This window comes from Desulforhabdus amnigena (assembly GCF_027925305.1).
Lineage (GTDB): Bacteria > Desulfobacterota > Syntrophobacteria > Syntrophobacterales > Syntrophobacteraceae > Desulforhabdus > Desulforhabdus amnigena.
In genome coordinates, this window is sequence record NZ_BSDR01000001.1 from 3,408,780 (window position 1) to 3,431,132 (window position 22,353).

A 22,353-nucleotide genomic window follows, 5' to 3' on the forward strand; every position below is an offset into this window, starting at 1 on the left:
GCGATTCAAAGAAATTGCCATATGCATGGCAAATTCTCTGCTCCCGGCATGGGCATCCTCGTGAACAGCTCATTTCTTTTCCGGATTTTTCATCAGCATTCAATGCCTTTTCTGGCGATGATCCCCTTTTGATAATAATGCTTGATTTCCCGCATTTCAGTAACCAGGTCCGCTTTTTCTATGAGCTCCTGGGGACAGTATCTACCGGTCAGAACGAGTTCCACTTTTTCAGGCTTTTGGGACATGAAAGAGAGCAGCTCCTCTGTTTTTAGAAGCTTGAAGTAAATTGCCACGCACACTTCATCCAGAATCACTAGGCTGTATTCTCCACTCAGCATGGCTTCCCTCGCTGCCTTCAAACCTTCCTGTGCAGCCTCCAGATCCCGGACGTCAGGCGGGTGTTTTTGAAGCACAAAGGCATCGTCCCCGCACTGCCGAAGGGTGATCCAGCGGTTCAGGCATTGGACACTCCGCAGTTCGCTGTATGGATAGTTTTGCATGAAGCGAATCCCGAAGGTCTTCAGCCCGTTCCCCGCCGCCCGGAGTGCCAGCCCCAGGGCAGCCGTGGTTTTACCCTTGCCGTTGCCCGTATAAATGTGGATGTAGCCTTTCTTGAGTTCGATATTTGCATTCATGATGTGTCATCCGTAATTGGCGTTGTATGAAAAAGGGCTCATGGTTTATGGCTCATGATAACATCGTATTTCAAGGGCGCTTCCCGCTCAACACAAGGAAGCCTTTGTAAGGACTATCCGAAAAAAGGGATCCGGTTTCGGGCATCACCTGGAATGAACCCATTCTTGCCTGACTGTTTCCAAAACCTGTTGGAGGTCTTCCGATTGGGTGATCCTGATATCCACTCCGCTTCCGCTGAGGGCATAGCCGGGTCCTTTTCCCCGCAGCGGTTCCCGCACGACGGTCAGGTCCACTTTATGTTCCATCAGCCATTCGGCCACGCGCATTCCCTTGGCCTTGGGAATCCGGCTGAAGGGGTTGGCGAGAATCTGGTGGGCCTCGACGACTCCATCGTTCAGCCTCAGGGAAATGAAAGCGAAGTAGGGAGCCTCTCCAAAATGAGGGCTGACGGCACCGCGGGTATCCGTCAAGGGAACCGCAAGTAAAAGATGAGTCCGCCGGCTGGGTTCATAGTGGATCAAGATCCGCTCCACATGGGGGATTTTTTTGCGAATGGCTTCCTCTATTTTTTGGCTCACGAGATGCGCCTTCTGCAGATCCGTGGTTTTGAGGGAGATGACCGCTTCCACAAATCTGTAACGCCCCGCATTTCTTCCTACCAAAGACTGAAGCTGTCCCACGAGGGGATGGGATTCGATGATTTTTCTTATTTGCCCGAGGGTTTCAGCATCCAGCGATGCGTCGAGCAATACTCGCATGCCGTCGGAGAGAAGTTCCCAGCCGGCGTATAAAATGAAGACCAGCACCGCGATGGCCGTGAACCGATCCACATTGAAGCCGAAGTATCCCGAGATCAAAGAAGATAAGACCAGAACTGACGAGAGAAGGTCCACCTGACGGTGTTTCGCTTCAGCGATGAGGGTGGGTGAGGCCGTACGTTTGCCGATGATTTTCGCATACCAGCTGAACAGCCAGCAAATAACCACGCTTGCCGCCGCGCCTCCGAGGACGGGTAAGGTGATGACGGGAACACTCGACAATGGCTGCAAGGCCTTGCGGGCGATTTCGACACCGGCGAGAAATATGAAGAAGGCCACGATGACGGAGATGATATTTTCGATTTTATAGAGCCCGTACGGGAAAGATTTGAATTTGCCGGTAGAGAGCTTCAAGCCGATCCAGACGATCAAGGAAGCCATGGAATCCGTGGCCGAATCCAGTGCGTCGGCCGTCAAAGCGAGGCTTCCCGAAAGAACCGCCAGTGCGCCCTTCAGTCCCGCCAGAAAAATATTGGTAAATAAGGCTGCCATCCCAACTCGGTTGATTTGCCGGTCTTCCTCCGCGCGTCGTGCGAGGAAATCATCCTCCGGCTTGAACGAACCTTCCTGCTTTGGTGGAAGAATTTCTCTGTTTTTCTCGGATTCGATGAGGGAAGAATTCATGGAAATAGCCCTTTCAGTCCACTTTCGTGAGCAGAAAAAAAGCGGGGTCTGTTTCATTCTGTGTGCATATTCCGTCAAATCGCAAAGGAAAACAAGCTATTCCCATGCCAAAGCTCAAACGGGGAAGATCGTGATTTTTGAACGGATTCCAGGACACAGACCCAAAAGGTTGGAAACAATTTGATTCCTTATTCCCCAATGGATGGATGCATTTTGTTTCCTAAGCTTCAGTCTCCCCTTGTGAAAATCTGATAAGAGGTTCATTTTATTAGTAATGGGATTGATAAAAATGAATGATTTTTTTGGCACATTCTTTGATTTATCGCTTTCCCAGTGATGTCTACGGACAGTTTGAATCATTCGATCGATTGAGAGGAGTTTACATTTATGGGTTCGTGTCAAAGTCAACAATGCAGCCATGGGGCGGGGCCTCAGGAAGAAAAATCGAAGGAAGATATTCAGCTCGATGAACAGCTCAAACGCATCAAGCACAAATTGCTGGTCATGAGCGGCAAGGGTGGAGTTGGGAAGAGCAGCGTGGCCAGCTACCTGGCGGTGGGGCTTTCCAAGCTCGGTTACCGGGTGGGATTGCTGGACGTGGATCTTCATGGCCCGAGTATTCCGGGGATGCTTGGTTTGCGTGGCATGTTTCGCGTGGATCCCGACGAAAACTTGCTGATTCCACATAAGTACAACGACTTTCTCCAGGTGGTTTCCATCCAGTGTCTGCTGGAAGATTCCGATGCGGCGGTCATCTGGCGGGGGCCGGTCAAGCATGGCGTAATCAAGCAGTTTATTGCCGAAGCGAAGTGGGGAGATCTCGATTTCCTCCTCATTGATTCACCTCCGGGAACGGGGGATGAACCCTTGAGTGTGGCGCAGATGATGCCCGATGCCAAAGCGGTCATCGTCACCACCCCCCAGGAGGTTTCCCTCGCCGATGTGCGAAAGTCCATCAACTTCTGCCGCAAAGTGAATATGCCGATTTTGGGGCTGGTAGAGAATATGAATGGGCTCATCTGCCCGCACTGCAACAAGGAAGTGCCTCTCTTCGGGAAGGGCGGAGGAGGCAAAATGGCGGAAAAGATGGGTGTCCATCTACTGGGAAGCCTTCCCTTCGATCCCCGGGTTGTGGAGAGTGCCGATATCGGTAAATCGCTTCTCGAACAGACCGATGACAGTCCTTTTCTAAAGGCGTTGGGAAAGTTGATTGCGGAAGTGGTTTCCCGCAGTGGTATCCAGCAGGGCGGGACCGTTCAAAAAGAAGCGGGGGCGGCGGATACTCTTTCGGACCCGCAGAGCTTCAAAGTGGCGATACCTATGGCGGGAGGAGCGCTCACCAATCATTTCGGTCATTGTGAGCAGTTCTTGATTGTGGATGTCCAGAAGGGTGTTATTGGAAACAAAGAGACGATCACGCCTCCCCCTCATGAACCCGGTCTTCTGCCCCGCTGGCTGGGAGAGTTGAACGTGAATCTGATCATTGCAGGGGGAATGGGTTCCCGCGCCATCGAGCTTTTCAATCAGCAGAATATCAAGGTCGTCACAGGGGCGCCCTGTTTGCCCCCGGAGGAGCTCATTCAGCAATACCTGGCGAATACGTTGAAGACGGGTGCGAACGCGTGTGACCATTAGAAATTAACCCCCATGATCGGAGTGGTCACAACGAAAAATGAGAAAAAGCAAAGATATGCAAGGCAATAGGAAAAGCGGGAAACGCTCTTGAAAAGCGATGTTATCATGAGCCATGAGCTATGAACCATGAGCCTTTTTCGTATAAAGGAGAGTATGCTATGAAAGTGGCTATCAGCGCCACGGCGAAGAACCTCGATGCCCAGGTGGACCCCCGTTTCGGCCGGGCAGCCTGCTTCCTGCTTGTAGACCCGGAGACGATGGAATACGAGCCGATTGAAAACACACAAAATATTCAAGCCGCTCAAGGTGCCGGAATCCAGGCTGCGACCCTGGTTGCACGCAAAAAAGCGGAAGCCGTGATTACCGGGCATTGTGGCCCCAAGGCTTTTGAGACTCTCAATGCGGCGGGGGTTCGAGTGGTCGTGGGAGTGAGCGGGTCGGTCCGGGAAGCCGTGGAGAACTTCAAAGCGGGGAAATATTCCTATGCCGAAACGGCCGATGTGGAAGGTCACTGGATGTAGAAAGAAGGTGAGCGGGTTCCGTCCACCTTTGGATGTATTTCTTTCCTGCGTAAAGATAAGATAAAAAAAAGCATTGGTTTGAAACTATGATGCACCATTGGTGGAAAGGCATTCCGATGGTGCATTGTTTTTTTTGTTTGAGAAAATTAGACTAATATTTTGAATAAAATGGCACGATATTACATGGATATGATAGGATCATCTGACAATTGAATTGATCGCATCGACCTGGCAGTTTATTGAAACTTGATTTCATTTCATCCAACCGGATAACTAGGAAGGAGAACTGCGTCATGGAAAATCGTCTCCGCGTTTTGATCATCGGTGGAGTGGCTTGTGGACCCAAAAGTGCCTCGCGTTTGAAGCGTCTGATGCCCGATGCGGATATCACTATGATTGAGCGTGGTCGTTTGGTTTCCTACGGCGCATGTGGACTGCCCTATTACGTCGAGGGAGTCTTCCCGGAGGTCAGGATGGTGAGTGAGACGCCGGTGGGAATTCTGTACGAGCCGGCTTTTTTTGAAAAGGTCAAGGGTTTTAAAACCCTCACTCGATTGGAGGCGATCGGGATCGACCGGCGGCGGAAGATCGTTCGGGCTAAAAATCTGGAGACGGGCGAAGAATGCGACTTCCCTTACGACAAGCTGGTTCTCGCGACCGGCAGCAGCCCCATTCGCCCCCCCATTCCGGGAATGGACCTGCAGAATGTCTGGTACATGCGGCACCCGGACGATGCGGAAAGTATGGTGGCCGAGATTGAAAGGCAGGGACTCCGCAAGGCGGTAATCATCGGGGCTGGCTACATAGGCGTTGAAATGGCTGAAGCCTTGCTTCGCCGCGGCCTGGAGGTCACGGTGGTGGAAGCCCAGGACCAGATTCTGCCCCAATTCCTGGATTATGAGATGGCCACCCTTGTCGGCAAGAATTTGCGGCAGAAGGGGGTTCACCTTGTTCTGAGTGAAAAAGTTCTGTCCGTGGAAGGCAAAGAGGGCAAAGTCTCCTCTGTAAAGACCGACAAAGAGACCATCGAAGCGGACCTCGTGTTGGTGGGGGTCGGAGTGCGCCCCAACGATGAACTGGCTCGCGAGGCCGGGCTGGTCTGTGACCCCAAGGGGGGAATTGTCATCAACGGTTACTGCCAGACCAGCGATCCCGATATTTATGCGGGTGGGGACTGTGTCGTCAATCACTGTGCAAATCCTGCAATAAAGGAATCCATGTTCCTGCCCCTGGGGTCCACTTCCAACAAGCACGGGCGGGTCATTGCGGATCACATTGCGGGAATTTCCAGTCCTTTTGTGGGCATCACCGGTACGGGGGTCTGCAGGGTGTTCGATCTCACTCTCGGGCGCACCGGGCTCACGGAAAAGCAGGCGAGGATGCTGTACCCGGACATCGAAACAGCTATTTGGGCGGGGCCGGATATGCCCCACTACATGCCTCAGAGCAAGCCGATCGTGATCAAAATGGTCGCTTCCCGCTCCTCCCGCAAGTTGCTCGGCGTGCAGGCAGTGGGCATGGGAGATGCCTCCAAGCGTTTGGACGTGGCGGCATGCGCCATCTTTTACGGTGCAACGGTGGACCAGGTCATCAATATCGATCTGGGGTACGCTCCACCCTATGCGCCCCCCATGGACCCCCTTGCCACGGCCGCCAATGTGCTTTTGAATAAGCTCAACGGCCTGGCGCGGGGTATTTCGCCGGTGGAAGCCAAACGGCGTATGGACAGTGGGGAGGATTTGGTCATTCTGGATGTACGCACCCCTGAAGAATTGATGATGATGCGGATGCCCCATGACAAGGTGGTTCATATTCCTCTCGGAGCCCTGCGGGGGAAACTGGATCAATTGCCGAAGGATAAAGACATCCTGGCCTTTTGCAAGGTGAGCATGAGGGGGTATGAGGCGCAGCGGATCTTGAATGCGGCGGGATTCGACCGGGTCTTTTTTATCGAGGGAGGCTTGATTGCCTGGCCTTTCGAGCTCTGGACAGCCGGCTGATGAGGGGGGATCGAGAAATGATAAGTATCCGAGCAAAAGTTTATTAACAAAACAAACATGCACCACGGAGACACGGAGAAGATTTTGGAATTTTTATGGAATTCCTCTGTGTTCTCTGTGCCTCCGTGGTGGTAAATGGGGATGTCAGGAGCGACTCACTCCCTTGCATGAAATGGCAGGCGGGGAATCCTGCCTTTAGGGGCGATCCCGGCCCCTGTACCTGGCTTGCTGCAAAGCGTCGCTTCCCGCTTTAAAAACTCAGTGTCTGGTACTCGTCCATCAGGTCCACAAGAAATGGAGCTCCTTCGATGCGTACCCCCGGAATCATTTCGTCGGGGGATAAATACCTGTGGTCCACTCAGGCCTTGCAGGCGATCATCTCGCCTCCGTTCGCCATCATGAAGTCGATAAGTGGCTTCATCTCTTCGCCCGTTGACGCTCGTGCACCTTCCGCCATGCCTAATTGGGCCCAATGAATGGCGTCGTCGATCAGGAAGACTTTTACATCGTGCTTTTTCTCGCAGGCAACTTTCGCGAATTGAAAGGCGCGCGTGGCGCGGCCCGCTTTCTCGAAACCATGGGAAATGATAAAGAGCATCTTACCCATTTCCGGTACCTCCTTTAGGACCTGGTCATTAAGAGTTGTGTTGTGCCAAAGACATTACACTGAGCCGTTGTTCACATCCCCGGGCTTGCCGCGGCATGGGGGCGTTTGGACTTTCCCTTGAGAATCCACAGGCAGGTGTGATCCTCGCCCTGTAGCTGGGCCAGCACGGTTTCTCCCGAACGATCGAGAATGGTCAGAAGATCCTCGATGGTTTGTGGGTCCCGCAAATGGACTTCCAGGATAGCCTCCGGTTCCATGTAAGCCAGTTCCGACTTGCACATCAGCAGGCAATAAGGGGCCAACACGCCGCAAAGATCGAGTTTTTTATCTGCCTGCATCGCTGCCTCCCCGACAAATCCACTGGATATGAACTATACCTGGAGAAAAAAGCAAACTGCATGCCATCGGAAGAAGGTTTTTTTATTTTATAATATATAGTAATTTCAATATATTGATTAATGAAAACTGCAGATGTGTTGTTGGCATGGCAGAGTTGTGTTATTGAAGTGTTTAATCAATGTTTAAACATGCAACAGCCTGGAGGGTGTTCAGTGGAAGAACAGGAGATGAACCGGTCTTTGAAAGAGATCATCAATACCATGAACGACGGTGTGATGTTGATCTCCCCCGACGGCGTCATTTTGATGGCCAATCGCGCCCTGGAAGAAATCACGGGCTATGGACGCGAAGAGCTCATAGGGAGTCCCTGTTCGCTCCTTCATTGCGATGTGTGTGAAGGGGTTCGTTCCGAGGGAAAAGAGCATTGGTGTGAACTGTTCGATCTGGGCTACTCTCACAGAAAACCTTGTTTTCTCATGCGAAAGAATGGTTCCTACGTTCATGTTCTCAAAAACGCTTCACTGCTCAAAAACGGTGACGGCAGGGTCCTGGGGGCTGTCGAGACGGTGACCGACATTTCGGAAATCGACGCACGGGACCGGAAGATCCAGCAGCTTTCCAGTCTCCTGCAGGAACAAATCGGTTTTGAAGGCATGGTGGGAAGATCGCCCGCGATGCAGAAGGTTTTCGATATTGTCCAAAAAGTGGCCCAAAGCGATGCCCCGGTGATCATCTACGGTGAAACCGGCACGGGAAAGGAGCTGGTCGCCCACGCCATCCACAAGCTGGGAAAGCGGCGGGACGCCCCCTATATCCAGCTCAACTGTGCCGCACTCAACGAGGCGCTTCTGGAAAGCGAGCTTTTCGGCCATGTGAAAGGGGCTTTTACCGGGGCTTTCAGCCACCGGGAGGGAAGGTTCGAAGCCGCCAACGGCGGCGATTTTTTCCTGGATGAAATCGGAGACGTTCCCCTGGCCATTCAAGTGAAACTTCTCAGGGTGCTCGAAACCAAGCGGTTCGAGCGCGTGGGGGATCATCGGTCCATGGAGGTGGACGTGCGGATCATCACGGCCACCAACAAGGACCTCGAAAGCCTTGTTTCCCAGGGAAAGTTCCGTGAGGATTTCTTCTTCCGCATCAACGTCATCCCCATCCATCTTCCAGCTCTGAGAGAGCGGATGGAAGACCTGCCCCTGCTCATAGAACACTTCCTGCGGCAGATCCGGACCCGCAGCGGCAAGGAGATATCCGGGCTGAGCGCTGAAGCCATGGAACTTTTCATGAACCACCACTGGCCGGGGAACGTAAGGGAACTCCGAAGCGTTTTGGAATATGCCTTTGTGACGGCGGAAAATGGGTTGATCCACCCGGAGCACCTGCCGGCCCGTTTGACGCAATTCAGGAGGAAGAAAAGCGAAGAGCAGGGCCCTGTACCTATGCTTCCCGATGAAAAGACCGCTCTCATCGATGCCCTTGTCACGTGCCGCGGCAATCAATCCCAGGCAGCACGCATGCTCGGCGTGAATCGTGTTACCGTCTGGCACCGCATCAAGAAGTACGGTATCGACATCAAAGAGTTGATGACACTCTGAAGGTCCGCGGTTTTCACCCGGCCACTTCACGGAGGGCCGCTTCAAAGATCTCCAGGCCGACTTCGATTTCCCCGGAGCTGATGGTCAGGGCGGGGCTGAAGCGGATGGTGCTGTCTCCGCATCCCAGGAGCAGAAGCCCTTTTTGGAAAGCTTTCTGGATCACTGCATTACGCCACTCGGGGGCACGCTCTTTGGTGACGCGGTCCTTGACCAGTTCCACTCCCACCATGAGCCCTTTTCCCCGCACATCTCCCATGCATTCGATGGATTTTTGCATCCGGCGCAGGCCTGTCATGAGCTCTTCTCCACGGGCTGCGGCATTGGCTATGAGGGACTCTTCCAGCAGTTCGATGGTTGCCAGGGCCGCCTGGCAGGAAACGGGGTTTCCGCCAAAGGTGGAAGCATGAGAACCGGCCTCCCAGGTCATGATGGCAGATCGCGCCACCATGGCTCCCAGGGGCATTCCCGACGCGATCCCTTTGGCCAGCGCCATGATGTCGGGCACGACTCCGAAGTGCTCCAGCGCAAACATTTTCCCCGTTCTTCCCATCCCCGACTGCACCTCGTCCGCCACATAGAGAATCCCATACTTTTGAGTCAGCTTGTAGAGTTCCCGGTGGAACTCGGGCGGGGGAACGATATAACCTCCTTCCCCCTGAATGGGTTCCACGAAAACAGCTGCCACCTCTTCCGGAGGAACGGTGGTCCGGAAGAGGGGATCTTCGATCCACCGCACGCAGGCCGTATCGCAGTTGGGAAGGCACATTCCGTAAGGGCACCGGTAGCAATAGGGATAAGGAACGTGCGTGATGCCGGGTACCAGGGGATTATAATATTTCTTTTGGATCGTTTTGCTGGCGGTGAGGGAAAGAGCCCCCATGGTGCGGCCGTGGAAAGCTCCGAAGAAGGCGAGGTTCAATTCCCGGCGGGTGTGCCAGCGGGCGAGCTTGAATGCCGCCTCTATTGCCTCCGCTCCGGAATTTCCGAAGAAGACTTTCCGCCCCTCCTTTCCGGGCACCAAATGGGCCAGCTTTTCGGCCAGCAGGATCTGGGGAGTGTAATAAAAATCCGTTCCGGACATGTGCAACAGCCGTTCGGCCTGTTCCTGGATGGCTTTCACCACCCGGGGGTGGCAGTGACCGGTGGAGCAGACGGCGATTCCTGCGGTGAAGTCGAGAAACGTATTGCCGTCGGGGTCATGAATCCAGAGACCCTCTGCGCGTTCCGCCACGAGAGGATAGGTCCGGGTGTAGGATGGAGATACATAAGCGGTGTCCTTTTCGATCAGCCGGGAAGCTATGGGACCCGGCAATACTGTCTGAATGCTGGGATATCTCATGTTGATCTCCGTATCTGATGGGCCTGCGGCCGTTGAGGGAATCGTCTTTAGAAATCTGCATTCAAAGCAAAAGATAAGCATTCGATCTGGTCAAGCATGAAGTCTATACTTACTTTAAAAATGTTTTAACTCCCGTGACCGGAGCGGTCACAACGAAAAATGAAAAAAGGCAAAGACATGCAAGACAATAGGGAAAGCGGAAAACGCTCTTGAAAAGTGATGTTATCATGGATCATGAGCCATGAGCCTTTTTCATATAAACTCCCATGACCGGAACGGTCACAACGAAAAATGAAAAAAGGCAAAGATATGCAAGGCAATAGGGAAAGCGGGAAACGCTCTTGAAAAAAGTGATGTTATCATGAGCCATGAGCTATGAACCATGAGCGTTTTTCATAATGTTCTCAGTATGCTTCACGATTCAATCCCCCTTGTGGATCAGAAAAGGAAAAAAGCGATGCCGAAAAAAGAAATCGATCTCCCTTACCGGGTGGACTACCTTTCGATCCTGGATGAGAACGGCCAATTGGACAAAGATCTGGAACCCGATATTCCGGACGATCTTCTGATGAAACTCCACCGGGCCATGCTCCTTGGCCGGAGATTCGATGAGCGGATGCTCACCCTGCAACGCCAGGGGCGCATAGGCACTTTTGCTCCCATCAAGGGGCAGGAGGCCTCTCAGCTCGGTGCCGTAGCCTTGCTGGAGCCCGAAGACTGGCTGGTCCCTTCCTTCCGTGAAACGCCCTCCGAACTCTGGCGCGGAAAAAAGATGGAAAACGTTCTCCTCATCTTTGCAGGATACAATGAAGGGGGACACATCCCGCAGGAGCTGAACAACATGCCGGTTGCCATTCCCGTGGGGACCCATCCCCTTCATGCTGCGGGCATAGCCTATGCCATGAAGTATCGCAAAAAGAAGAATGTGGCCATGACCTTCTTCGGAGATGGGGCGACGTCGGAAGGGGATTTTTACGAGGCCATGAACTTCGCCTCGGTGTATCAGGTTCCCATGATTTTTGTCTGCCAGAACAATCAGTGGGCCATTTCCGTTCCCCGATCCAGGCAGACCCATTCCAAAACCCTCGCTCAAAAGGCCCTGGCTTGTGACATGCCGGCGATTCAGGTGGACGGCAACGACATCCTGGCGGTTTACACAGCGGCCAGGGAAGCAGTGGAACGGGCCCGCTCCGGTGGAGGTCCCACCCTGATCGAATGCATCACCTACCGCATGTCGGTGCACACCACGGCGGACGATCCCAAGCGTTACCGCACGGATGAAGAAGTGGCCGAGTGGGAAAAACGCGATCCCATCGCGCGGTTCCAGAAGTACCTCAAGGACAAGGGGCTGCTGACGGATGAGAAGATCGCGTCCCTCGACGAAGAGGTCAAGGGGGAAGTGAAAGAGGCCGAGAAGCGTTGGGAGGAAATGACCAAAGAGGCTCCCGACCCCATGGCGATGTTCGACCACTTGTATGCAGAGCCGCCCGCTTATCTTTTGGAGCAGAAGGAAGAGCTCAAAAGGGAACTGGCTGCAAAGGGGAAGGAGGCGGACAATGGCTAAGCTGACGATGGTTCAGGCAATCAACCTGGCGCTGCACCAGGAGATGGAAAAAGACGATCGTGTTATCGTTTTGGGGGAAGACGTGGGGGTTGACGGCGGCGTTTTTCGTGTCACTGAAGGGCTCATTGAAAAGTTCGGAGCGGAAAGGGTCCTGGATACGCCTCTTGCCGAATCGGGGATTGCCGGCTTTTCCATCGGGATGGCGGTCTACGGGCTGAGGCCCGTCTGCGAGATGCAGTTTTCCGGCTTCAGTTACTTCGCTTTTCACCAGATGGAATCCCATGCGGCGCGTCTTCGAGGGCGCTCTCTCGGGAGGTTTACCGTTCCCATGGTGCTTCGAGCCCCCTATGGCGGAGGCGTTCGCGCCCTGGAACACCACTCGGAAAGCCGGGAAGTCTATTTTGCCCATACACCGGGGCTCAAGATGGTGATCCCTTCTTCGCCGCGAAATGCGCGTTCCCTGCTCATCAGCGCCATTCGCGACCCGGACCCGGTGGTCTTCTTCGAACCCAAAGCTCTTTATAGGGCCTTTCGGGAGGAAGTTCCGGAGGAGGAGGAGACCTTCCCCATCGGCAAATCCCGCCTCGCGAGGGAAGGAAAGGATGTGACGCTCATTTCCTACGGAGCCATGATGCACCCAACCCTGGAAGCCGCCTCCCGGCTCAAGGAAAAGGACGGTATCGATGCCGAGGTGATCGATCTTTTGACCCTTTCGCCTCTGGACGATGCTCTTTTTACCGAATCGGCCAGGAAAACGGGACGCGTCGTGGTGGTGCATGAAGCTCCCCGCAGCTTCGGCGCCGGAGCGGAAGTGGTGGCCCGCCTGGTGGAAAAGTCCTTCCTCTACCTGGAAGCCCCCATTCGAAGGGTTACGGGTTTTGACAGCATCATTCCCCTATATCAGAGGGAAATGGACTACCTGCCCGGTGTATTTCGCATCACTAATGCCGTTCGAGAGGTTCTCAACTTCTGAACCGGTCTTTTAAAGTGTTTCGCTTCTTTCCGTGGGCGGAAGAAAAATGCGCTGCGGCTGCGGCAATGCCGGAGCTTCCGAGGAGGAGATATGGCAAAAGAGTTCAAGCTTCCCGATCTTGGGGAGGGAATCCACGAAGGGGAAATCGTCGAAATTCTCGTCTCTGTGGGGGACAGAGTGGTGGATGGCCAGCCCATTATGCTGGTGGAGACGGATAAGGCCACGACGGAAATTCCTTCGCCCGTGGATGGGGTGGTGAAAGAGATCAGGGTCAAACCCGGCGATCTGGTCAAGGTGGGACAGGTACTCATGACTTTCAGCGATGACGGCGAGAAAGCGGTTGCCGGGAGAGCGCCTGCACCGAAAGAAGAAGCACGGGTGGAGGAAGCCGGGGCTCCTGCGGCCAAGGCCACGGAAAAACCTGGCGAAAAGCGGGAAAAAGCGCCTGCACCCAAAGCGGAAGCCCCACCTGAGCGGGAAGGTCCGGTCCCTGCCGCTCCTTCCACGCGGCGCCTGGCGCGTGAACTGGGTGTGGATCTGCGCCGGGTTACGGGCAGCGGGCCGGGAGGCCGGGTCACATCGGAAGATGTCCGGGAATTTGCCGAAAAGGGCGGGAAAGCTCCCGAGGCCGCTAGGGAGCCCGAAGCTCGAGTGGAGCGAGCGGTCGAGGCGCCTCCTGCTCCTGCCGTTCCTCCCCTTCCCCGGTTCGATGAGTTCGGGCCGGTGGAAAAGATTCCGTTGCGATCCGTTCGCCGTGCAACGGCTAGGCATATGGCCCTGGCCTGGTCTCAGATTCCCCATGTCACCCACCAGGATGTGGCCGACATCACCGACTTGGAAGCCTTCCGCCTCAAATACAAGGGGGATGTGGAAGCCAAAGGGGGAGCGCTGAGCCTCACCGTATTCGTGCTCAAGGCTGCTGTGGCCGCTCTCAAAGCCTTCCCCCGCTTCAACTCCAGCCTCGACATGGAGGCGGAAGAAATCGTTTTGAAACACTACTACAACATCGGAGTGGCGGTGGATTCGGAAAAGGGGCTCATCGTTCCGGTGATTCGGGACGTGGATCGAAAGAGCCTGACCGAGGTGGCGGTGGAACTTAGAGGCTTGGCCGAGCGGACTCGCGAAGGAAAGGCGGACCGGGATGAAATGGCCGGCGGAACCTTTACCGTCACCAACATTGGACCGCTGGGGGGCACAGGGTTCACGCCCATCGTGAATTACCCGCAGGTGGCTATCCTGGGCATGGCGCAGGCAAGGCTACAGCCCGTCATTCAAGGAGACCTTCGCAATTATAAGCTGGTTCCGCGATTGATGCTGCCCCTGATCCTGGGCTTCGATCACCGGGTGGTGGATGGCGCCGATGCAGCGCGGTTCCTCGGCATGATCATCGAATCCCTGCAGAATCCCGAGAAGCTGATGATGGTGATGTAGTACTTTGTTCCTTTGAAGAAACAGAGCCTGAGGAGAACCGAAATGATGGTCATGGGTGAATTCACGCAGGAAACGGATGTTCTGGTCATAGGAGGCGGGCCCGGAGGTTATGCGGCTGCGTTCCGTGCGGCGGATCTTGGATTCGACGTGACCATGGTGGATGCGGGAGAGCGACCCGGCGGGGTATGCCTCTTTCGCGGCTGCATTCCTTCCAAAACGCTTCTGTATGTTTCAGAGGTCATGCACGATGCCCGCAGTGCGGGGCAGATGGGGGTCTATTTCGAAGAACCCCGGGTGGATCTCAAAAAGCTGCGGGAATGGAAAAACGGGGTCATCGACCGGCTCGCCGGAGGGCTTGAGGAGCTTTGCAAACGGCGCGGCGTTCAGTTCATCAAGGGGCGTGCGGCTTTTGAAAGTTCCGATCATGCCCGCCTTTTCGATGCCGAGATTTCCCATGTGAAGTTCCGTCATGCCATCCTTGCGACGGGTTCCCGCCCAAACCCGCTCCCGGGCGTGGAATTCAGGAAGGGCGGGCGCGTGATGGGATCCACCGGGGCCCTGGAACTTCGGGATATCCCCGAACGGTTGCTGGTGGTGGGAGGCGGCTATGTGGGGGTGGAACTGGGTTCCGTTTACGCCTCTCTTGGGAGCCGCGTGACCCTGGTGGAGTTTTCCGAAAGACTCATGGCGGGAGCGGATGCGGACCTCGTGCAGCCCCTTGTCAAAAGGCTCTCGGAACTCTTCGCCGCTATCCACACTCAAACCAGGGTCAAGACCCTGCAGGAATACGATGACCGTGTGGAGGTCGTGCTGGAAGGGGAAGTGAACGAACCTAGGCAGACCTTCGACCGCGTGCTGGTCTCCATCGGGCGGAGTCCCAATTCGCGGGATATTGGACTTGAAAACACGGGGGTCAAAGTGGATGAGCGGGGATTCGTTCTGGTGGACGATCAGCGCCGCACCGGTGACGCCAAAATTTTTGCCGTCGGCGACGTGGTGGGTGGGGCCATGCTGGCTCACAAGGCCATGTATGAGGGCAAAGTGGCGGCCGAAGTCATCGCCGGCAAGCCTTCCGCCTTTGACGTCCGGGCTATCCCTGCCGTGGTTTTCACCGATCCGCAGATTGCCTGGTGCGGACTCACCGAGGAAGAGGCCCGAAGGCGGAATCGCCCGGTGAAGGTGTCCCGCTTTCCCTGGTCCGCTTCGGGCCGCGCTGTGAGTATGGGGGTGAGCAAGGGGCTGACCAAGCTGATCATCGATCCGGAAAGCCGGAGCGTTCTCGGCATGGGAATCGTGGGGCGCGAAGCCGGGGAAATGATTTCCGAAGGGGTGCTGGCGGTGGAAATGTCTGCCCTGGCCGAAGACATGGCCCTTTCCATGCACCCGCATCCGACCCTTTCCGAAACCGAAGAAGAAGCGGCGGAAGCTTTTCTCGGCAGTTCGACGCACATTCTTTCGCAGCGGAATTGAAATGAGAGTGAGGATCTGATCCTATGGACCGGAGAATTTGCCACGTCTGCTCTTTGGGGCGTATCGATTACGGGATCGCCTGGAAGATGCAAAAGGCCCTGGCTGCGGCCCGTGCTGAAGAGCGGATACCGGATACACTGCTCCTGCTGGAACATCCCCCCACCTACACCCTGGGGCGGCGCACGGATCCCTCGCACTTCCTGGTTCCACGTGAGCTGCTCTTGCGGCAGGGAGTGGCGGTATACCATGTGGACCGTGGAGGGGACATCACCTTCCATGGACCCGGGCAACTGGTGGGGTATCCGGTCTTGAACCTGCAGGGGTGCCCCGGAGGCCCCAGCCGCTATCTGCGCGACCTCGAAGAAGTGCTCATAGAAGGGTTGGCAGCATTGGGAGTGGCATCCGGAAGGCTCAGCGGATTCACGGGGGTCTGGGTCGGCCATGAAAAGATCGCCGCCATTGGGGTCAAAATCAATGCCCGTCGCATTACGGAACACGGATTTGCCCTCAATGTTTCGACAGACCTCCATTATTTCAACCAGATTGTCCCCTGCGGCATTCGCGAAAAGGGGGTGACCTCCCTGGAGCAGGTCCTGGGGCGTTCCGTAGCGATCTACGAAGTGGAAAGAGAAGTGGCTCACGCCTTCGGGAAGGTCTTCGATCTGGAAATGGTCGAGGTTTCCCCGATCGAGATCGCTTCCTTCATTGAGGAAAAGCATGAAGCGGCAAGATCTTGAAAGAAAAAAAGATAGCACCGGCGCAGCCGATAATGGACATTGGCAGAAAACGCCGAAGCCCTCCTGGATTCGAGTGCGGTTGCCTTCCGGAGAAGCGTTTCAGCGGCTCAAAGACCTCATGCGCAGCAAATCCCTGCACACGGTGTGTGAGGAAGCCCGTTGCCCCAACATGGCCGAATGCTGGGGATGCGGGACGGCCACCTTTTTGATTCTCGGAGACATCTGCACGCGGGATTGCCGGTTTTGTGCGGTCAAGACGGGAAATCCCGGACTCAATTTCTTGAACTTGAAGGAGGAACCCGGGCAAGTGGCGGATGCAGTGGCCGCCATGGAACTGAGGCATGCCGTCATCACGTCCGTTACAAGGGATGACCTCGAGGATGGCGGTGCCTCCATTTTTGCTGAAACCATAAGGAAGATCCACGAACGGACTCCCGGGTGCACGGTGGAGGTCCTGATTCCGGATTTCAAGGGGAACCTCGACTCCCTGAAGGCCGTGGTCAAAGCCCGTCCCGATATTCTGGGCCATAACGTGGAAACCGTTCCCCGTCTCTACCCTCTGGCGAGGCCTCAAGCCGCATATGGGAGGTCTCTTCGTGTTCTCGGGGTGGTCAAGGAAATCGACTTGAATATTCTTACGAAATCGGGCGTTATGGTGGGGCTTGGTGAGACGCGGGAAGAAATCCTGGATGTCATGAAGGACTTGAGATCGGTCGGCTGCGATATATTCACCATAGGCCAATATCTTTCTCCGACCCAACATCACCTGCCCGTTGTCCGCTATTATACTCCCGAAGAATTCGAATCCCTCAAGGAAGCGGGTATTCGGGCCGGCTTCCGATGGGTGGAATCGGGTCCTCTCGTTCGAAGTTCTTACCATGCAGAGGCCCAGGTCCGGGAACTGCGAACTCGACAGGTCGGTATTACACATGGCCCGGTTCAATCATGACTCCGGTGTGTTTTGTCTTTAACGGGTCCAGGTTTCCGTCCGGCCAAAGAAAGAAACCCCCATAAACCCTCTCAATTTCAGCCGATTGTTCCCATCCATCGAGATTTTGGCTTTGTAAAATTTTCCATTTTCAGGGTTGTAAATCCTTCCTTTTTCCCATTTATTGTCGCCGCTATAGGAAAATCCCTGCAGGATCTCCAAACCCAGGTAAGGACGCGACCTGAGCCTCGGGTCCGGGTTGTTGCGGTCCACTTTCGGCAATCCCGCCATTCCTCCCTCATCGTAGGGTGGGAAGTCAGGTTCTTCCAACCAGGCAATTTTGCCGCAATATTTTGTTCCGCACCTGTAAATTTCAATTTTGGCGTCCTTGTCCCGGGTGTTCCATACTCCCAGGATCGCATCTCCATCCGAGGCATGGAGAGACGAGCCCGGCATGAAGAGAACCAATGAAAGCAACAGCAAAATGAACTTGAACATTGTCCTTTCTCCCGAATTCCCGGCACGGATTTTCCATTCACCGTTTCATTTTTGGTGAAGTATTCAACTCATCCGCTCCCACACGGTGAGCTGCGAAAGGGTGTGCTGAAACTTGCGCTTCGTTTCGCGGATCACGAACTCAATGTCTCGTGGTTCTGCAATGAGCCTGAAATGCTCTTTCAGCAGTTCCCGCATCCCGTCCAGCGTGGTGTAGGGTTCTCCTGCCTTTCTGAACCCCCCGATCCAGTTTTCCCGGCTGGTGAACTCTTCGAGCCACGTGTAGGGAGAAGTTATGATCAGCAACCCGCCTTCATGGAGCCGCTCGTGAATGCTGGTGAGGAATTTGCGCGGGGCATGGAGGCGGTCCAGGAGGTTTCCCGCAAAGATCAGGTCATAACCGGTGAAGTGCGGCTCGAGGTTCGCGGCATCGGCCTGGAAAAATTCCACTCTCTCCCTGGTCTGGTCCAGGTTGAAGTCGGATAGCCGTGCTTCATGGTAAGAGACGATTTCGCCCTCTTCCGGCAGTTCGTAGCGGATGATCCCCTTTTCCTGGAGCTGAACGGCAATACGAACGAATCTTGCGGAAAAGTCCAAACCCGTAACGAAATCAAATTCCCGGGCCAGCTCAAAAGTAGATCTTCCCACGGCGCAGCCAAGATCCAGCGCTCTCTTCATGGGACGACCCTTCATGGCTTTCAGGCAGATTTGAGCGCACTTGACGGGGAAGAGCTCCACTCCGAAATATTTCTCTCCGTAGTGAGCTTCACAGTACTGGGAAACAGCGACATCGGTTTCGTACATGCCCTGATGGGTCTCTTCCGTCATCCGTTGATGGCTTCCAGGGTTTCCCAGCGTTCATAGGCTGCAGCCAGTTCCTGCTCCAATGATTGCAGGCGGGTTTTGGCCTTCACGATGTCGCTGCCCTCTTTCTTGTAAAAATCCGGGTCGGCCATGGCGCTGTAGAGTTCCTGTTGTTCGGCTTCGAGAGCCTCGATGTACTGCGGGAGGGTTTCCAGTTCGCGCTGTTCTTTGAAGGTCAGCTTTCGAGGGCGTTCGGGCCGGGAGTGCTGCCGTTCCTGTTTGGCCTTGGGCTTTTCCTTTTTCTGCGGCTGGTCCGGCTTCCGCTGCATCAACCAGTCATCGTAGCCTCCAACATATTCATTGACTCTCCCCTCCCCTTCAAAGACCAGCGTGCTCGTCACCACATTGTTGAGAAAAGCTCGATCGTGGCTCACGAGAAAGAGAGTCCCGGGGTAGTCCATGAGTAGCTCTTCCAGGAGTTCGAGGGTTTCGGCATCCAGGTCGTTGGTCGGTTCGTCCATGATGAGGACATTGGAGGGCCTGGCAAAAAGACGGGCCAGCAGCAGCCGGTTGCGTTCCCCACCCGAAAGGATGCTCACGGGGCTTCGGGATCGCTCGGGAGAAAAAAGGAAATCCTGCAGATAACCGATGACATGGCGGGGTTTTCCGTTGATGATGACCGTGTCCTTCCCGTCGGCGACATTTTCCTGCACGGATTTGTTCTCATCCAGCTGTGTGCGCAACTGATCGAAATAGGCGACTTCCAGGCGGCTTCCCAGGCGCAGGTGCCCTTCATCCGGGGGGAGTTCTCCCACAAGGATCCGCAGGAGAGTGGTCTTGCCCGCTCCGTTGGGACCGATGATCCCCACCTTGTCTCCGCGCAGGATGGTGGTAGAAAAATTCTGAACAATGGGTTCTGTCCCATAGCTGAAGCTCACGCCTGAAGCTTCCACCACCAGTTTTCCCGACCTCTCCACATCCTGCACCTGCATGCGCACGTTTCCAGTGCGTTCCCGTCTTGCCCGCCTGATTTCACGCATTTTTTCCAAGGCGCGCACTCGCCCCTCATTGCGGGTGCGCCGGGCCTTGATGCCCTGCCTGATCCAGATTTCTTCCTGCGCCAGCTTCTTGTCGAAGCGGTTCCACTGCACTGCTTCAGCATCCAGCACGTCCTGTTTGCGCTGAAGGAAGGTGTCGTAATCGCAGGACCAGTTCACGAGGCTTCCCCGGTCCAGTTCGATGATGCGGGTTGCCAGTTTGCGCAGAAACATCCGGTCGTGGGTCACGAATAGCAGCGTGCCGCCGTAGCGCAGCAGAAAGTCTTCCAGCCACGTGATGGCATCTATATCCAGATGGTTGGTGGGCTCGTCCAGGAGTAAAATGTCGGGATCGCAGGCCAGGCCACGAGCCAGAAGCACGCGGCGTTTGAGTCCGGAGGAAAGGACTTCGAAGGAGGCGTCCGGGTCCAGGTTCATGCGTGAAATCACCTGATCCACTTGCTGTTGCACACGCCATTGCTCTTCCGAACAAGGAGGGTGGACTGATTGGCTCTCCGGAAGAGTTCGAAAGCTTCCTCCTGCACCCGCCACGACATCGGCAATGCGTCCCTGCAATCCCTGAGGGACTTCCTGGGGAAGGTAAGCGATCCGCAATCCCGCCTGGCGAATGATCTCGCCGGCATCCGGGGAGATTTCACCTTGAATGACTCGCATCAAGGTGGATTTGCCCGCGCCGTTGCGGCCGAGAAGACAGACCCGGTCACCACGTTCGATTTGAAGGCTCAAATTTTCAAGGATCGGCGGTCCACCGAAAGCGACCGTCACATCCCGCATACTCAACAATGCCATTTTACCCTTTCGGTTTTGAGGTCCAAAGTTCAAGTTAGAACCTATCCGGAACCCCCCTGTGGACTTTGCGCCCCCCCCTTCAATTCCCCCCTTGAGGGGGAACCAAGGGGGGTGTCCGCTGCCGACGCAGGTTTTCGGATAGGCTCTTGGTCCGATTTTCATCCGGTATACTTCTATCTGCGGGTGGAACCGCTTTTCTTGAAGTTCGCATTCCGCTTGCTCGAGCTCCTGGCGCCCGGCGGGAGCCTTCTATCATTTCCAACGCCTTGAGAGGATCTTGGAATCTGGGGGCGCGCCCGGACTCCTTCCGGTTTGGGCGGTAGAACGAGCCATTCATCCTCCGGATGGATGCAGTGCAATTCCGTGCCCAGGAATTTTTCGATGGCAGGGATCTGGAAGGCGTCGTCTTCCGAGGCGAAGCTGATGGATATCCCACTGGCTCCCGCGCGGCCCGTCCGGCCGATGCGGTGCACGTAATCTTCGGGGTCGAGGGGAAGATTGTAATTGATGACGTGGCTGACGGCATCCACGTGGAGACCTCTTGCCGCCACATCCGTTGCAACGAGCACCCGGATTTTGCCAGCCCGGAAATCTTCCAGGGTCCTGATGCGTTTTTTCTGATCCACCTCACCCGACAGCAGAGCGCAGCTGATGCCGTAGTCCCGGAATTTTTCCGTCAGCTTTCGAGTCAAGTCCCGGCGGTTTCCGAAAACGATGACCCGGTCGAGCTTTTGAAGCGTAATGATATTGTAGAGCAGGGCGAACTTTTCTTCCGTGGTGGTGATGTAGATGATCTGTTCCACCGTGTCGGCGGCCACGTGTTCCGGCTCGATTTCCACCATGACGGGATCTCTGGTCCATTGAGAAGCGAACCGGGTGACCTCCGGCGTCAGAGTGGCGCTGAAGAGCATGGTCTGACGGTTGGCTTTGGGAGGGGTGCTGCGAATGATGCGCTGCACATCGGGGATGAAGCCCATATCGAGCATGCGGTCGGCTTCGTCGATGATGAGAATTTCAAGGTTGCCGAGATGGATGTCTCCCTGGCGCAGAAAATCCAGCAGGCGGCCCGGAGTGGCCATCACCACGTCCACTAGTCCACTGGTGAGCGAGCGCTTCTGTTTTTCATAATCCATTCCACCGAAAACGCTGACGATTTTGACCGGAGTATACTTGGCCAATGCACGGGCATCTTTTTCGATCTGAAGCACCAGTTCCCTGGTGGGGGCGAGAATGAGGGCCCGGGGCGTTCCACGGCGTCTTTTTTCGGGCGAGGGTTTGGTGAGAAGGTGCGCCAGAATCGTGATGAGGAAAACAGCGCTCTTACCTGTTCCCGTTTGCGCTTTGCCGGCGGCATCCGCTCCCTGGATCGCCTGAGGCAGGATTGCAGATTGAATGGGGGTGCAGTACTGGAATCCCAGGTCGTAGATACCGTGCATGATTTCATTGGGAAGATCCAGGTCATGAAAGCGGGTTTTACCCTCCTCTTCAGGGACCTGAAATTCTGAAGGGTCCCAGGGTTCTTCCAGGGCGATGAATGGTTCTGGCCGGTAAGCCTCCCTCTCGGGAAGGGGTGTCTCTTCTTTCCTGGGGCCGCGCCGCCTGGGGCGCCGTCTGGACCTGGATTTCCTGCGTTCCAGGTCGGATTCTCTTGATTCAGAGATTCTCCTCTGCCCGCCTGCTATCTCCCCTTTTTCCTTTGTGGCAGGCGCTGCGGCCTCCTCCGGCGACGATTCTTTGTTTGCTCCGTTTCCCAATTTGCGGAACCAGCTGCGGACATTTTCAATGATAGAATGGATCAACGTCTCTCCTCTGTTTAAGTGAATTCGCGCTTGTTCGTTCAAGTCGAGCGACCAACTGCAATGTGAGCGGTCGGCGATGATAATTTATTAATTTACATCAGTTTAACATATTTAGTTCGGAAAAAAGCCTGCAGACGAAGGTTTTCTGACGACTTACTTTTGCATGAGCACTCAGCCCGGATCTTTTTCGGAGG

Annotated in this window: 19 protein-coding genes; 10 read left to right on the forward strand and 9 right to left on the reverse strand. The window is 55.2% G+C overall.

Annotation, left to right across the window (positions count from 1 at the left end; genetic code table 11):
• Window positions 1–92: 92 nt before the first annotated feature.
• Together QMG16_RS14485 and QMG16_RS14490 are read right to left on the reverse strand one after the other, a co-directional pair.
• Window positions 93–635, reverse strand: coding sequence for a cob(I)yrinic acid a,c-diamide adenosyltransferase (locus QMG16_RS14485; protein ID WP_281795367.1), 543 nt, complete (start codon window positions 633–635; stop codon window positions 93–95).
• A gap of 144 nt (window positions 636–779) precedes the next feature.
• Window positions 780–2,078 (reverse strand): cation diffusion facilitator family transporter, encoded by a 1,299-nt coding sequence (locus tag QMG16_RS14490; protein WP_281795369.1) that lies wholly within the window; start codon window positions 2,076–2,078, stop codon window positions 780–782.
• Between the two features lie 387 nt (window positions 2,079–2,465).
• On the opposite strand from QMG16_RS14490, the gene QMG16_RS14495 reads away from it, so the two are divergent.
• From QMG16_RS14495 to QMG16_RS14505, 3 genes are all read left to right on the forward strand, one after another.
• Window positions 2,466–3,713, forward strand: a complete 1,248-nt coding sequence (locus QMG16_RS14495) for an iron-sulfur cluster carrier protein MrpORP (protein WP_281795372.1) — start codon at window positions 2,466–2,468, stop codon at window positions 3,711–3,713.
• 158 nt (window positions 3,714–3,871) lie between these two features.
• Window positions 3,872–4,234, forward strand: a complete 363-nt coding sequence (locus QMG16_RS14500; RefSeq protein WP_281795375.1) for a NifB/NifX family molybdenum-iron cluster-binding protein — start codon at window positions 3,872–3,874, stop codon at window positions 4,232–4,234.
• A gap of 293 nt (window positions 4,235–4,527) precedes the next feature.
• On the forward strand, window positions 4,528–6,234 hold the full coding sequence (locus QMG16_RS14505) for an FAD-dependent oxidoreductase (RefSeq protein WP_281795377.1): 1,707 nt from the start codon (window positions 4,528–4,530) through the stop codon (window positions 6,232–6,234).
• Between the two features lie 358 nt (window positions 6,235–6,592).
• Here the strand turns inward: QMG16_RS14505 and QMG16_RS14510 are convergent, their stop codons facing one another.
• Both QMG16_RS14510 and QMG16_RS14515 read right to left on the reverse strand, forming a co-directional pair.
• Window positions 6,593–6,841, reverse strand: a complete 249-nt coding sequence (locus tag QMG16_RS14510; RefSeq protein WP_281795380.1) for a DsrE family protein — start codon at window positions 6,839–6,841, stop codon at window positions 6,593–6,595.
• A 71-nt stretch (window positions 6,842–6,912) separates the two neighbouring features.
• Window positions 6,913–7,179: a sulfurtransferase TusA family protein gene (locus QMG16_RS14515; protein ID WP_281795383.1), complete on the reverse strand. Its 267-nt coding sequence runs from the start codon at window positions 7,177–7,179 to the stop codon at window positions 6,913–6,915.
• 213 nt (window positions 7,180–7,392) lie between these two features.
• Between QMG16_RS14515 and QMG16_RS14520 the strand changes: the two genes are divergently transcribed.
• On the forward strand, window positions 7,393–8,772 hold the full coding sequence (locus QMG16_RS14520; RefSeq protein WP_281795385.1) for a sigma-54 interaction domain-containing protein: 1,380 nt from the start codon (window positions 7,393–7,395) through the stop codon (window positions 8,770–8,772).
• Window positions 8,773–8,785: 13 nt separating this feature from the next.
• Here QMG16_RS14520 and QMG16_RS14525 read toward each other — a convergent pair whose 3' ends face one another.
• Complete coding sequence (locus QMG16_RS14525; RefSeq protein WP_281795388.1) at window positions 8,786–10,111, reverse strand: acetyl ornithine aminotransferase family protein; 1,326 nt, start codon at window positions 10,109–10,111, stop codon at window positions 8,786–8,788.
• Between the two features lie 457 nt (window positions 10,112–10,568).
• On the opposite strand from QMG16_RS14525, the gene pdhA reads away from it, so the two are divergent.
• From pdhA to lipA, 6 genes are all read left to right on the forward strand, one after another.
• Complete coding sequence (pdhA, locus tag QMG16_RS14530; RefSeq protein WP_281795389.1) at window positions 10,569–11,675, forward strand: pyruvate dehydrogenase (acetyl-transferring) E1 component subunit alpha; 1,107 nt, start codon at window positions 10,569–10,571, stop codon at window positions 11,673–11,675.
• Entirely contained in the window at window positions 11,668–12,648 is a 981-nt protein-coding gene (locus QMG16_RS14535) for an alpha-ketoacid dehydrogenase subunit beta (protein WP_281795392.1), read from the forward strand. Before pdhA ends, QMG16_RS14535 begins: the two co-directional genes overlap by 8 nt.
• A gap of 90 nt (window positions 12,649–12,738) precedes the next feature.
• On the forward strand, window positions 12,739–14,079 hold the full coding sequence (locus QMG16_RS14540; RefSeq protein ID WP_281795393.1) for a dihydrolipoamide acetyltransferase family protein: 1,341 nt from the start codon (window positions 12,739–12,741) through the stop codon (window positions 14,077–14,079).
• A gap of 42 nt (window positions 14,080–14,121) precedes the next feature.
• Window positions 14,122–15,549 (forward strand): dihydrolipoyl dehydrogenase, encoded by a 1,428-nt coding sequence (gene lpdA, locus QMG16_RS14545; RefSeq protein WP_281795396.1) that lies wholly within the window; start codon window positions 14,122–14,124, stop codon window positions 15,547–15,549.
• A 23-nt stretch (window positions 15,550–15,572) separates the two neighbouring features.
• Window positions 15,573–16,286, forward strand: coding sequence for a lipoyl(octanoyl) transferase LipB (gene lipB / locus QMG16_RS14550; RefSeq protein ID WP_281795397.1), 714 nt, complete (start codon window positions 15,573–15,575; stop codon window positions 16,284–16,286).
• On the forward strand, window positions 16,267–17,235 hold the full coding sequence (gene lipA, locus QMG16_RS14555) for a lipoyl synthase (protein WP_281795399.1): 969 nt from the start codon (window positions 16,267–16,269) through the stop codon (window positions 17,233–17,235). The genes lipB and lipA overlap by 20 nt, the downstream gene beginning before the upstream one ends.
• A gap of 18 nt (window positions 17,236–17,253) precedes the next feature.
• Here lipA and QMG16_RS14560 read toward each other — a convergent pair whose 3' ends face one another.
• The 4 genes from QMG16_RS14560 to QMG16_RS14575 form a co-directional block, all read right to left on the reverse strand.
• The gene (locus tag QMG16_RS14560; protein ID WP_281795402.1) at window positions 17,254–17,712 is read right to left on the reverse strand and encodes a DUF2147 domain-containing protein; all 459 of its coding nucleotides are present in this window, start codon (window positions 17,710–17,712) and stop codon (window positions 17,254–17,256) included.
• A gap of 63 nt (window positions 17,713–17,775) precedes the next feature.
• Complete coding sequence (locus QMG16_RS14565; RefSeq protein ID WP_281795403.1) at window positions 17,776–18,537, reverse strand: putative 4-mercaptohistidine N1-methyltransferase; 762 nt, start codon at window positions 18,535–18,537, stop codon at window positions 17,776–17,778.
• A complete protein-coding gene (locus QMG16_RS14570) occupies window positions 18,534–20,360 on the reverse strand; it encodes an ATP-binding cassette domain-containing protein (RefSeq protein WP_281795405.1) in 1,827 nt (608 codons plus the stop codon). Before QMG16_RS14570 ends, QMG16_RS14565 begins: the two co-directional genes overlap by 4 nt.
• Window positions 20,361–20,533: 173 nt before the next feature.
• A complete protein-coding gene (locus QMG16_RS14575) occupies window positions 20,534–22,147 on the reverse strand; it encodes a DEAD/DEAH box helicase (RefSeq protein WP_444979688.1) in 1,614 nt (537 codons plus the stop codon).
• Window positions 22,148–22,353 lie beyond the last annotated feature (206 nt).

Coding starts and splice junctions, on each gene's coding strand:
- lipB (WP_281795397.1), top strand. CDS start 15,573: ATGGACCGGAGAATTTGCCACGTCTGCTCTTTGGGGCGTATCGATTAC.
- lipA (WP_281795399.1), top strand. CDS start 16,267: ATGAAGCGGCAAGATCTTGAAAGAAAAAAAGATAGCACCGGCGCAGCC.
- QMG16_RS14525 (WP_281795388.1), bottom strand. CDS start 10,111: ATGAGATATCCCAGCATTCAGACAGTATTGCCGGGTCCCATAGCTTCC.
- QMG16_RS14500 (WP_281795375.1), top strand. CDS start 3,872: ATGAAAGTGGCTATCAGCGCCACGGCGAAGAACCTCGATGCCCAGGTG.
- QMG16_RS14570 (WP_281795405.1), bottom strand. CDS start 20,360: ATGGCATTGTTGAGTATGCGGGATGTGACGGTCGCTTTCGGTGGACCG.
- QMG16_RS14515 (WP_281795383.1), bottom strand. CDS start 7,179: ATGCAGGCAGATAAAAAACTCGATCTTTGCGGCGTGTTGGCCCCTTAT.
- QMG16_RS14565 (WP_281795403.1), bottom strand. CDS start 18,537: ATGACGGAAGAGACCCATCAGGGCATGTACGAAACCGATGTCGCTGTT.
- QMG16_RS14495 (WP_281795372.1), top strand. CDS start 2,466: ATGGGTTCGTGTCAAAGTCAACAATGCAGCCATGGGGCGGGGCCTCAG.
- lpdA (WP_281795396.1), top strand. CDS start 14,122: ATGATGGTCATGGGTGAATTCACGCAGGAAACGGATGTTCTGGTCATA.
- QMG16_RS14490 (WP_281795369.1), bottom strand. CDS start 2,078: ATGAATTCTTCCCTCATCGAATCCGAGAAAAACAGAGAAATTCTTCCA.
- QMG16_RS14485 (WP_281795367.1), bottom strand. CDS start 635: ATGAATGCAAATATCGAACTCAAGAAAGGCTACATCCACATTTATACG.
- QMG16_RS14535 (WP_281795392.1), top strand. CDS start 11,668: ATGGCTAAGCTGACGATGGTTCAGGCAATCAACCTGGCGCTGCACCAG.
- QMG16_RS14560 (WP_281795402.1), bottom strand. CDS start 17,712: ATGTTCAAGTTCATTTTGCTGTTGCTTTCATTGGTTCTCTTCATGCCG.
- QMG16_RS14510 (WP_281795380.1), bottom strand. CDS start 6,841: ATGGGTAAGATGCTCTTTATCATTTCCCATGGTTTCGAGAAAGCGGGC.
- pdhA (WP_281795389.1), top strand. CDS start 10,569: ATGCCGAAAAAAGAAATCGATCTCCCTTACCGGGTGGACTACCTTTCG.
- QMG16_RS14540 (WP_281795393.1), top strand. CDS start 12,739: ATGGCAAAAGAGTTCAAGCTTCCCGATCTTGGGGAGGGAATCCACGAA.
- QMG16_RS14505 (WP_281795377.1), top strand. CDS start 4,528: ATGGAAAATCGTCTCCGCGTTTTGATCATCGGTGGAGTGGCTTGTGGA.